This window comes from Candidatus Profftia sp. (ex Adelges kitamiensis) (assembly GCF_020342455.1).
Lineage (GTDB): Bacteria > Pseudomonadota > Gammaproteobacteria > Enterobacterales > Enterobacteriaceae > Profftia.
Genome location: NZ_CP080506.1, coordinates 414859 through 428530, shown reverse-complemented (window position 1 = coordinate 428530; position 13672 = coordinate 414859). Strand labels below are relative to the sequence as shown.

At 25.0% G+C, this 13672-nt stretch carries 5 protein-coding genes; 3 read left to right on the top strand and 2 right to left on the bottom strand.

Translation table 11 applies throughout. The annotated features are described in order from the left end of the window. Positions 1-233 precede the first annotated feature (233 nt). Positions 234-1451, top strand: coding sequence for a polynucleotide adenylyltransferase PcnB (gene pcnB / locus K0T98_RS01025; RefSeq protein WP_225639560.1), 1218 nt, complete (start codon positions 234-236; stop codon positions 1449-1451). 1687 nt (positions 1452-3138) lie between these two features. Here the strand turns inward: pcnB and tsaB are convergent. Both tsaB and argS read right to left on the bottom strand, forming a co-directional pair. Further along, positions 3139-3837, bottom strand: a complete 699-nt coding sequence (gene tsaB / locus K0T98_RS01020; protein WP_225639559.1) for a tRNA (adenosine(37)-N6)-threonylcarbamoyltransferase complex dimerization subunit type 1 TsaB — start codon at positions 3835-3837, stop codon at positions 3139-3141. A 2998-nt stretch (positions 3838-6835) separates the two neighbouring features. Beyond that, complete coding sequence (gene argS, locus K0T98_RS01015; protein WP_225639558.1) at positions 6836-8566, bottom strand: arginine--tRNA ligase; 1731 nt, start codon at positions 8564-8566, stop codon at positions 6836-6838. Between the two features lie 757 nt (positions 8567-9323). Between argS and ppk1 the strand changes: the two genes are divergently transcribed. Next, positions 9324-11387 (top strand): polyphosphate kinase 1, encoded by a 2064-nt coding sequence (ppk1, locus tag K0T98_RS01010; RefSeq protein ID WP_225639557.1) that lies wholly within the window; start codon positions 9324-9326, stop codon positions 11385-11387. A 33-nt stretch (positions 11388-11420) separates the two neighbouring features. Next, the gene (ppx, locus tag K0T98_RS01005) at positions 11421-12947 is read left to right on the top strand and encodes an exopolyphosphatase (protein WP_225639556.1); all 1527 of its coding nucleotides are present in this window, start codon (positions 11421-11423) and stop codon (positions 12945-12947) included. Positions 12948-13672: the final 725 nt, after the last annotated feature.

Here is a 13672-nt window from a genome sequence, read left to right as displayed (position 1 = left end):
ACCATTCTAAATAGCCCACTTCATCATAATAATTTAGTTATTTTATACGTATTATATAAAACTATTAAATTAAGAACTATAAAATATGGGAAGATAAATAGTACTTAATAATTGATTGTATCATGGATATAACATAATAATCCATATGCTTATTATAATACTATTATATAAACTTTTATTATAAATTTCTCAACTAAAAAAATAGAAAACGTATAAGGTAGGAATTAAATTAAATGACAATCATCCCGCGCGATGAACATAAAATTTCGCGTCAAAAAATTAGTAAGAACGCCTTAAAAGTTTTATACCGTCTTGATAAATCAGGATATGAAGCGTACCTAGTTGGAGGTGGAGTCCGAGATTTGCTACTCGGTAAACAACCTAAAGATTTTGATATTACTACTAGCGCAACACCAGAACAAATCCTCCAGTTATTCCGTAATTGTCGTTTAGTTGGCCGACGTTTTCGTTTAGCTCATATAATATTTGGCCCAGAGATTATTGAAGTATCTACCTTTCGTGGTCATCACGAACATATCAGCAATAGAGAAAATATCTCTTATCAAACACAACACGGTATGTTATTGCGAGATAATGTTTACGGAAATATAGAAGAAGATGCACAGCGTCGAGATTTCACTATTAATAGTTTATATTATGGAATTGCAGATTTTATGATTCGTGATTATACCGGAGGTATGCGTGATTTACAAGAAAGAAGAATTTGCTTAATAGGAGACCCAGAAACTCGTTACCGGGAAGATCCAGTGCGTATGCTGCGTGCTGTACGATTTGCAGCTAGATTTGACATGAATATTTGTTTACAAACCGCTAAACCTATTCCATATTTAGCTAAACTTCTTTATGAGATTCCATCATCCCGTCTATTTGAAGAGTCTCTTAAATTACTGCAATCTGGTTATGGATTTGCTACTTATAAGCTACTATGTCAATATAAATTATTCCAATTATTATTCCCGATTATTGCACGTCACTTTACTCTTAACAAAGACAGTCCATTAGAACGTATTATCATTAAAGTATTAAAAAATACTGATTATCGTTTACAAAAAGGTATGCGAGTTAATTCTGCGTTTTTATTTGCAGTTATGTTGTGGTATCCTTTAATGCAATTAATAGGGGAAATTAACAACAAAAATAATTTTACTAATTATGAGTCTTCCGTTATAGCTATGCATAATATTTTAAATGAACAATGTCGCACACTTGTAATTCCAAAACGCATTACTACTTTAGTATATGATATTTGGTCAATGCAAAGACACTTCTTTTACTACCGAGGACAACGTGCTTATAAACTTATAAATCAACCTAAATTTCGAGCTGCTTTTGATTTACTAGCTCTTCGAGCTGAAATTGAAAATAATCATGATTTAAAGAGCTTAACTGAATGGTGGGATAGATTTCAAAAAGCATCGTTATTACGTTAATATAACATGGAAAAATAAATTCGTTTATATAGAGAATATAATCTCATTAAGAATGATATAAAATTAATAAGATGTTTTTTATATATTTTATATTTAAGCAAAATAACTATCAATTAAATTTTAGGATTATAATTATTAATTAAAATTATATTTTAGTATCAGAAATATTTTTAAAAGAACATTACTATTAGTTATCATTTTATTATAAGTAATCAAAGCATATACACAATCTTTATATTAATAGGAAAAATATTTTAATATATTGTATTAAATATAGATAATTTCTTCTATATTGAAGTAGAAATATACTTCATACATAGATAATATTTTATATATATTTACTATAACTTTGAATATAAAATATCTCCTTCTCAGAGAGAAAGAAAAATAAAGAGGGGGATATTTTATCTTTTAACATAAATTATATTGAGATTTATTTTAATATAAATAAATTTTTGTTTAAAAAAAAATTAAGATATAAAATCTTATAATTTTTACTTAGAATAACTAAATTAAAGTTATTTAATTGAAATGACTATAAATAATATATTTATATAATGAAAGATAATATTCTAATCCTTAGATTAGTAGATACTGCTTTCTAGAATCTTCTTGAATATATTTAACTATTTCTTAATTATAATTTTAATATATAAATATAGTACTTAGTACTACCAAGTTATTTATTAAAAATATAACTTTTTCTAAGTTTGGTTATTCTTTGAAATGATACAACCACCTAAAATACTTATTGATTTAGAATAATATTCTAATGAGAATACGAGAATATTATAAAAATACTTTTATTATTATTGTTATAAACTAAAATACTTATTAGCTATACATAATTTTATTAACTAAATAATTACAGTATTTATATTAATAAATAACCCTAATTTTATATTATTGCCTTATCAGCCATAAATATTAAATTAGTACATTTTATTTGGGGATAAGATTAATCTTATTAGGATTATACTATCTTTATGATTAAATTAATTTTATATACTAAGTGATTAATTCTTTATAGTAAAATAATCTTTATATTATATCCAGAATATAGATTATAATTTATTTTAAGGATATTATAAATAGCTTAACATTAATATTAATAGGGTATATCCTTACCTTTATTTTATTTATCTAACAAAGCATATTTATAATAATATTATATTTTATAATAATCCTATTAAATAGTATTTCAGGTATAAATATCATTAATCTAATAATTATTATTAGATGATATCTATATTATAAATTTAGGTTTTATATTAATATAAATATTATATTATTTTGTCTTATATATTGTTATTTAAAATAATTACTAATTAAATATTCATATATTATATAATATTTAAATCAATATATCATAATCTTCAAATAAATCACTTCTATAATTTTATAGATTATATTAATAATATATTAAAATAATCTATTTACTCTTATTAAGAGTATCATACAAGTACAATATAGATCTGATAATTATCTTGTATATTATTTTAAAGTAAAATATTTATATAAATTTTATATTTAAATAATATAATACTTTTTATTAATAGATAATATTTATATTTATTGAATAATGTTTATTATCATGAATAAATAAGCGTACAGATAAAATAGTACTCTTATCTAAAATATATTATATAACTCATTATTATTTTTTATATATAATACGTAAAGTTAATTAACATTTAGTATGTTTTTTCCATGTGACTTCATTACGCAAATAAGTAGGCTGAATATTTTCTACCGCAGTAACTTTTCCTAAGGCAAAATCTATTAACGCTAACGGTAACATATCTTCAGCGTGTGGTAAAGAAATTAACCCATCAATTAATTTGATTGATACGATTTTAGCCATATTTGGGTATGTTACCCAACCAGTACCTACTGTAGCCCATCTACCAGTTAGATTCATAATATTCTTTTGTACACCCATAGGTGTTAGTACAGTTTCAGTAGAACTACCTAACCATTGACCGTTTTTCTGAAGCTGGTATTGTCCCCAATACACTTCTCCCATACGAGCATCAATAGCAGCTAAAACTTGAGTTTCACCTGTTAAACGAAAAGCTCCTTGAGCCATAGTAACAAGTGTTGAAATGCCAATCATCGGCAAATTTGCACCCATAGCTAACCCCTGTGCAATACCCATACCAAGACGCACTCCAGTAAAACTACCTGGACCACAACTAAAAGTTAAAGCATTTAATTGATTTAATGAAACTCGTGATTTAGCTAATATTTGTTGTACCATTGGTAATATAAACTGTGTATGACTACGTCGACATATTGTAAAGAGCGTATGCGTCTTACCATCTTTGTATATTGCAACAGAACAAGCTTCTGTTGAAGTATCGATTGCTAAAATTAGTATAGACATACAAACCTTAATTAGTATTATAAATAATATATTGAAGTATTTATATTCCTAATATAATATAAAATGCATGCTTGATAGCTATTGTATGTAATTAAGATATTTTATTTACCATTATATCATAAATATTTTAAAAAAATAATATCTATATATATTAGTGACAATATATTATTAAAAATTTTTTAGTTCTATAAAGTTAGAACAATAAAAATCACTAGATATACCTTTATGATAGAGATATAATGAGCATTATTTTATTTAATTTATATTACTATTTTATATATAATTAATGTATGACATGATTTATTAATAGTGCATAAAAGATATATTTACATTAAAACTATACTATAAGTGATTATATACAAGATATATGATACAAGATCATATTATTGTTATTTAACATATATATGTTAAGTTATTTTCTCAATGATGAATCTTCTCATATAACTTTACTCTAGTTTAAGTATTCATCTTACAATATTATCTACAAAATAAAAGTTATAGGTGACAGGTATTACCATACTTTTATAGGTATGTAGAAATTTTCTGACTATACTATAGATTCTGCATGTAAAGTATTTTTTGGTTTATCTAGAAGTAATATGTTTATTTTTAATAAAATAACCCTGCAAATAGCAATATGGATTGCTCATTTCATCAAATATATAATATCTTGCGACATATTTCAGTTATTTCTTTATATTATGTATTATAAAAATAAATAATATTTTTTACTTCACTTGTCTCTTTAAGCTATTTTATTAAAGTTAGTATATGAAGAAATATATAAAATTATATAATTATTGAAGGTAAATTAGGGGCATATTTAACTAAAGATACGTTTTGTAATCTATTTTTTGTTATTAATACTAAATATTATACATAATAAGGTAGATTTCCTACATTATTTAAACCTAAAATGCCCATGTATTATCTTAGGAAAAACTCAATTAAATATACTTTAAAATATAATACTTAAACATAGCTATATTATTAATATAAATATGGTATAAATATATTGAATTATAGTCATCTAACTCCCTTTATATAAATAAAAGCTGCCTATTCTAATTATAGAATAGTATAAAAATAAAAGTATGAGTATGAGTATGAGTATTACTCATACGACATTATATTTTATTATATAAATAAAATACTTAATCAAGTATGTAAGTCATTTAACTTAAAATATTATCTCTAATATATTCATATTATATTATATTATATTATATATTTTGATATAAATTTATATTACAAAATAAATTTCTTCTTATAATGATAGTATTTTTTTTAAAAGATTACTTTATATTCTATTTTTGAATATAAAATATTTTATAGACTATAAAACTAATTAATAATTCATTTAAAATTATTGAATGTTTTATTCTGTAATAATATATGTAATATTATTACAGAATATTATCAGCTCTTACTTAACCAGTTAAAATATGTATTCCTAATTAAATTTATAGATAAATTGATAAATTTATTATTTTCTCAATAAAAATATAAATTTCATTTTTAACTTAATTGAAATAATAAGTCAAGTATATATAAAAAAGCTAAGGAAATCTATATTAAAAAATAAAAATAAAATTAATAATAATATATAATACAAAATATTATATAAAGAATTTTACTAATTAATAATATTTAATTAGTTAAAGATTAATTGTTAAATAGAAAAAAATTCTATATACAAAAGTTAATCTAACAAAATATTTATAATCATATGTTAGACTAATATTATTTATTATTAATATAGTTATTAATTTATCACTCTTAATACATAAGATAATGATATATTATAATTTTAATATAATTAAAATATAATATATCATAATTATATATAACGATATTAAAATAATTCTTTTAATGTAAACACACAGAGAAATATTAAGTAATTATACTTATTCCATAAAATTATTAATATTATAAATTTTTAAGCTTGTGTGGTAAAATAAGAAATAATAATTATTAATTATTATGATAGTCATAATAAGCTAAAGCTAAACTTACTTAGATAGTATAATAACATATAAATTAATTTGTTTGCTTTTTATTTTTATAAAAATTTTAATAAATAAAGTAGTAATATAATTACATATATAAAGTTCATGTAACTTCTCAATACCTATATAGTACTATGATTTATAATATAAAGTACCTACCCCTCCTGTTTATATATCTTAAAAAATCTACATTAAAAAACAATAAGAATATTATTGCTGTATATTTACTACATACTAATCTTAGTAGCAGTGATTAAATAGTGATATTATTTTTACTTAATTTTTAGTAATTATAGAAATTTCAAATATTATTAAGAATGTAATTCTTAGTAATATTTGAAATATATCAACACTTATAGTAATAACGTAATTAGTTTAAGTTTGATAAAGATCAATACCCCTAGAATTGTCTTAAGTTTATATTTGATTTTATACTAGTAATATCAAATGTCACTATGATTATATGTTCTACTAAAGTAGTAAGGAGACCTTATTAGAATTATGCAATACTTCCTTTATATAAAAATTTTTATAACATAAGATCAATAATAGGATATATATCCTTACTAGATAATAATTAATAATATAAAGTTTATATTTTTATACACTAAATATCATATCTATAAATCTTTATTATAATAATAATTCATTATCTATGTCGGCAAAATATTAGATTTACCCTAAATATATTTAAAATTACATAAACTTAACTACCATACTATAAATAAAAATATAATGTTATAAAACTCCTAATACAGGAATATTAAAAACACAATATTTCCGTAAAATTATAATTAATTTTAATAAGTCCTATATAATTATTTATAATTATATAGACATAATCCTTGTATTTTTTTCTCTAAAAAAAACTCATTATAAATCTTAATAGAAATATAACAAAATGAAAATATATAATAAGAACTGTAACATAGCTTAATAGATAATTCATGATGACTATAAAATATTTTAAAAAATATTTCAAAGAATTATTACATACGATCTACTGTTTGAATACCTAGTATATCTAAACCTGTTTTTAATGTTTTTGCCGTCAGAGATACTAATTTTAAACGACTTATGCGCTGTTTATTATTTTTAGCTGTTAAAATGGGACAAACTTCATAAAATTTAGAAAATATACTAGCTAAATTGTATAAATAATTACACATTATATGTGCTATACCATAGCAAGCTACTTCGATAATAGTTTCTTCAAATTGAATTAAGCGAGTAGCTAAGATTTTTTCACAATTTTCAGTAAGAATTATATCACCTACTAAATATTTTTCATCGATATCTCTACGTTTTAATATTGAAGAAATACGAGCATAAGCGTACTGTATATATGGCGCAGTATTACCTTCAAATGATAACATACTATCCCAGTCAAAAATATAATCAGTTGTACGATTCTTAGATAAATCAGCATATTTTACAGCACCAATACCAATCACTTCAACTACTTTTAGTAACTCTTCACTACTAAAATTTAGGTTCTTCTCCATAAGTAATTGACCTGCACGCTTAATTGCCTCATTTAGCAAATCTGATAGCTTTATATTACTACCGGAACGAGTCTTAAAGGGTTTGCCATTTTTATCTAACATCATACCAAACATATGATGCTCAAGACTTACTGAATCAGGTACATAACCAGCTTTACGTACTATTGCCCAAGCCTGTTGTAAGTGTTGATTCTGACGAGAGTCAATATAATATAGTACTCTATCAGCCCCTAAAGTCTCATAACGATATTTTGCACAGGCAATATCATTGGTAGTATATAGATAACCACCATCCTTTTTTTGGATTATTATGCCCATAGGTTTCCCTGCTTTATTCTTATACTCTTCTAGAAATACCACAATAGCACCTTCACTTTCTACAGCTAACCCTTTAGCTTTTAAATCAGCAACAATATCTGGTAACATATTATTATAAAGGCTTTCACCCATTATGTCTTTTTTTGTTAAAGTAACATTTAAACGTCGATAGTTTTCCTGATTTTGTGACATAGTTATATCAACTAATTTGCGCCAAATTTTTTTATAATATTTAACTCCACTTTGCAGTTTAACTACGTAAGAACGCGCTTGCTCGGCAAAATAAGCATCTTGATCATAACATTGTTTAGCTTTACGGTATAAGTCTTCTAAATCAGAGATTTGCATTGTATCTATTTTTTTATTTTGATGTTTTTTTAGATAGGCAATAATCATACCAAACTGAGTACCCCAATCTCCTATATGGTTAGCTCGAATTACTTTATGACCCAGAAACTGTAATGTACGTACAGAAGCGTCACCTATAATAGTAGAACGCAGATGACCAACATGCATCTCTTTGGCTACGTTGGGTGCAGAGTAATCAACTACTACAGTTTGTGGTTTTACGGCGGTAATACCTAGGTGATCATCTACTAGAGAAATTTCAATTTGTTTTGCTAACCATATAGGATCGAGAAAAATATTAATAAAACCCGGACCTGCTATTTCAACTTTACTAGCAATACCAATTAAATTAAGATGCTGTAAAACTTTTTTAGCAAGTTTTTGTGGTGCAATACCTAATTTCTTTGCAGCCACCATAACACCATTTACCTGATAGTCACCAAATTGTACTTTTGAAGCCTGACAAACAAGAGCTTTACTATCAAATGCAGCTCCTGCATCCCTTAAAGATTGAGTCACTTTAACTGAAAGTAGTTCTTTAATATTCAAATTTTAACCTTAAATTTTTAATTTAAACGTATGTAATAATAATATTTATATGTCAATTAATTTATTAAAATATATCTCTAATAAACAGGAAATCGTTGTATCATAATTAATAATATAGATATAAAATAATATAATACTAATATTAAATATACAAAATACATATAATAAAAAAATACTCCATATATAGAATTAACTAAAATATATAATTATTAAGATATTTAATAAACTCGATAATAAAGTAATATAATATAAAAAATAAACAAATGATCATTTAAAATGAAGAACAGTTATTTTAATAACTGTAGTTAAGTTTATATATTTTAAATTAATAAATATAGCTTAGCTGATATCATCATGATAATCATGCAGGGTATAAAATATACCTTATAGATATCATTTTCATATAGAAATAGTATTATATATTTTGATTGCCTTTAAATGATATTGGTATATAAATAAATTAATAAAAATATACTTTTATAAATATCTAAAAATATAAATTTGAAAATTTTTTTAAAATATATTTTTATAAAAACATATTATCTAACTTTGTTAAGTATTTTAATAAAGTTACTAAATAGATTATTTATTCAATTTTTATTATTACAAATCAAGCGAATACTCTATAATAGCAATTATATAAAATAAAATATTATGTAATTAAATCATTTAGCCTTCACATTAAATTATCTTTATAATCAAGATGATATCCTGGGTATTATTAATACTCTTATAGTTCTCTAATATTGGAGTAGTGATGAATCAGAGCAAACTTTATATCAATAAAGAACTGAGTTGGTTATCATTTAACGAAAGAGTATTACAAGAAGCGGCAGATAAGAATAATCCCCTTATAGAAAGGATACGCTTCTTAGGAATTTACTCTAGAAACTTAGATGAATTCTATAAGGTTAGATTTGCAGATCTAAAACGTCGTATTATTATAAATGAAGAACAAAATTTAAATAATAATTCAAACGAATTGCTTAAAAAAATTCAAAATAAGATTCTTAAAAAGAATAAAGATTTTGACTATTTATATAACGAACTTCTATTAGAAATGGCACGTAATAAAATTTTCCTTATTAACGAACGTCAGCTTTCTAAAAACCAACAAGTATGGTTACGCCAATATTTTAAAAATTATTTACGTCAGTATATTACCCCTATTATGATAAATAATGAAACAAACTTGGTATCTTTTATAAAAGATGACCATACGTACCTTACCGTAGAAATCATCAGTAGTAATCACATAAAATATGCACTGCTTGAAATACCATCTAATAGAGTAAAACACTTTATTAGTATTCCCCCGAAAACACCTTATCAACACAAGCCAATAATTCTAGTTGATAATATTTTACGCTACTGTCTTAATGATATTTTTAAAGGATTTTTTGATTATGATAAGTTAAATGCCTACTCTATGAAAATGACTCGTGACGCAGAATATGATTTAATTATGGAAATGGAATCTAGTTTAATGGAACTTATGTCATCAAGTCTAAAACAGCGACTTACAGCAGAACCAGTACGCTTTGTTTATCAGCGTGATATGCCTGATAAATTAATAGAATTGTTATGTCAAAAATTAGGTATTTCTTCTTACGACTCTATTATTGCCGGTAGTCGTTATCATAATTTTAAAGATTTTATAAAATTTCCAAATGTTGGCAAAGCACATTTAGTCAACAAACCGTTACCACGTCTAAGACATATATGTTTTGATCAATTCCGTAACGGATTTGACGCTATCCGCGACCATGATATATTGCTGTACTATCCATACCATACTTTTGAACACGTCTTAGAACTTTTAAGGCAGGCTTCCTTTGATCCTAGTGTACTAGCTATAAAAATTAATATTTATCGTGTTGCTAAAGATTCTAGAATTATTGAATCTATCATACATGCTGCGCATAATGGTAAAAAAGTAACAGTAGTGGTAGAATTACAAGCGCGTTTTGATGAAGAAGCTAATATCTATTGGGCAAAGCGTTTAACTGAGGCTGGTGTACACGTAATTTTTTCTGCGCCAGGATTAAAAATTCACGCAAAACTATTCCTGGTTTCACGAAGAGAAGAAACGCATATAGTTCATTATGTTCATATAGGTACTGGTAACTTCAATGAAAAAACCGCACGTCTATATACGGATTATTCTCTACTAACCGCTGATACGCGTATTGCTAATGAAGTCCAACGCGTATTTAATTTTATTGAAAATCCATATCGCTCTGTAAGTTTTAAGCACTTAATGGTATCACCACAAAATTCACGCCGTATGCTTTATCAACTGATAGATAAGGAAATTACTAGTGCACAATCCGATATTAAAGCCGGAATTACTCTTAAAATAAATAACTTAGTCGATAAAGGACTTATTAATCGATTATATACTGCTTCTTCTGCTGGAGTAAAAATTCGCTTACTAATCCGTGGTATGTGTTCGCTTGTACCAGATATTTTAGGAATCAGTGAAAATATCCAAGTTATAAGTATTGTTGATCGATTTTTGGAGCACGCACGAGTCTATGTATTTAAAAATAATGGCAATCCGTTAGTATATCTATCTTCTGCTGACTGGATGACACGAAATATAGATTATCGTATTGAAGTAGGAGTTTCACTTTTAGATCCAAAATTACGCCAACGCGTATTAAAACTTCTTGATCTTCAATTTAATGATACTGTAAAAGCACGTTTTCTTGATAAAGATCTAAGTAATCGATATGTGCAACGTGGAAATCGACGTAAATTGCATTCTCAATTAGCTATTTATCATTACCTTAAATCTCTAGAACAACCACATAATTAATAATTAACCTATTTATTTATAAGACAATCTATTATGATTCTTACTCATTATAAGTATAAGCCACAAGAAATTGCTGCTATAGATTTAGGATCTAATAGTTTTCATATGGTTATTGCTCGTATTGTGCATGGAGCAATTCAAATTTTAGCATGCTTAAAAAAACGCATATATCTAGCTGATAGTCTTGATAATAATAATATGCTAAACGAAGAATCTATAGGACGTGGTATTGCCTGTCTTGCGTTATTTGCTGAACGTTTAAAAGGTTTTCCTAAAGAAAACGTTTCTATCATTGGTACTCATTCTCTACGCCAAGCAGCAAATATAAAAGATTTTCTTAAACGTGCAGCTAATGTTATACCTTATCAAATTGAAGTTATTTCAGGGCACGAAGAAGCATGCTTGATTTTTATGGGCGTAGCACATACACAACCAGAACAAGGTAATATATTGGTAGTTGATATCGGAGGAGGTTCAACAGAGATAATTATTGGTAAGGATTTTTCCCCACTACTAATAGAAAGCTGCCAAATGGGATGTATAAACTTTGCTCGTCAATTCTTCCCTGATGGGGAAATCAATAAAAATAATTTAGGACGTGCGCGTTATGCGGCAGCACAAGAATTAAATAACATAGCATGGAAATATAAAATCCAAGGTTGGGATACTGTACTAGGAGCATCTGGTTCTATTAAAGCTATTCAAGAAGTACTAATCGCGTTAGGTGAAAAAGATGGGTTAATTACATCAAAACGTTTAGCATTATTAAGTAATAAAATACTTAAGTATAAACATTTTAGTAAACTAACTTTACCTGGCTTAACAGAAGAACGTCAAATGGTATTTGTGCCAGGTCTTTCTATTCTATATGGAATTTTTGATGCATTAGCTATTAAAAAATTGCGTTTTTCAGGTAGTGCATTACGAGAGGGTGTACTATATGAAAGGAAAGGACGTTTTAGTCATCAAGATATTCGTAGTCGTACAGCAGAGAGCTTAGCAAAACATTATCATATAGACCAAGAGCAAGCAAAACGTGTTTTTTGTACAGTCAAAAAACTATATGCACAATGGATTATACAAAATAATACACTTATACATCCACAGTTAGAATCTATACTAAAATGGGCTGCGATGCTACATGAAGTAGGTCTAGGTATTAACCATGCAGGTATGCATCGTCATTCCGCTTATATTCTTCAAAATACTAGTTTACCTGGATTTCATCAAGAACAGCAGTTAGTGCTTGCAACAATAATACGTTTTCATCGTAAAAGTATAAAACTAGATGAATTACCACATCTTACTATGTTTAAAAAGAAACAATACATTCCACTTATCCAAATTTTGCGAATTGCTGTATTGCTTAATAAGCAACGTCAGTCTAGTAAACTACCTGAATCACTAAAATTATTAACTTATAATTTCCAATGGATCTTGTATTTTCCAAAAGGATATCTAAAACAAAATAATATTTTACAAGTTGACATAGAAAAAGAAAAGTTATACTGGCAGTATACAGAAGGATATCGATTGTTAGTAGAAGAAGAAAATTTCTAAAGAAACATACTGAGATTTAACTTAATAATACATCCTAAATAACTTTTTTTGTTAAAAGAATAGATAATTCATTGATTATTTATCATATTATTAAATAATACCATCTTGCTATTAAATATAGTAAGATTAAAGATATAAAATAGTTAAAGATTGTATGAATGAATTTTATATTATTCTATAAATAGTAATAATTACTTTAATTAACTTAAATTATAGATTATATAATTAAGAAAATACAACCATATAAAATAATAAATATTTAATTATTATAAATCTTTCATATTAAATAATAAGGGTACATACTATAAATTTTAGAATTAATTATTGCTTGAATCTATAATATAGATAAAACATTATTGAATACGTAGCTACTAAATAATAAATTTTTCATCAAAAAAACATAAAAATATTTAATTTAAAGTAATCTTATGCATAAAATAATACTAATTATCTTCCGATAAACATTTCTTATGCAAAAAAACAAGAAATTATTAATAGAAACGAATGTATGTTTTTCTATAAATAAAATAAAATAATATTTTTATGATTCTTTATAATTTGACTAAACTATTTATCATAATCTTGATATGTATAACTTAAGGATTAGTTAAATAAATCTAATTTTAAAAAATTTTTTGCGCTAATTAAGTTCTTTTAAAGTTATTTATTTATAAAATATAAAATATAATAATTTAAAGTTACCCTATCTGCGTTATTTAGTACAT

Coding starts and splice junctions, on each gene's coding strand:
- pcnB (WP_225639560.1), top strand. CDS start 234: ATGACAATCATCCCGCGCGATGAACATAAAATTTCGCGTCAAAAAATT.
- tsaB (WP_225639559.1), bottom strand. CDS start 3,837: ATGTCTATACTAATTTTAGCAATCGATACTTCAACAGAAGCTTGTTCT.
- ppk1 (WP_225639557.1), top strand. CDS start 9,324: ATGAATCAGAGCAAACTTTATATCAATAAAGAACTGAGTTGGTTATCA.
- ppx (WP_225639556.1), top strand. CDS start 11,421: ATGATTCTTACTCATTATAAGTATAAGCCACAAGAAATTGCTGCTATA.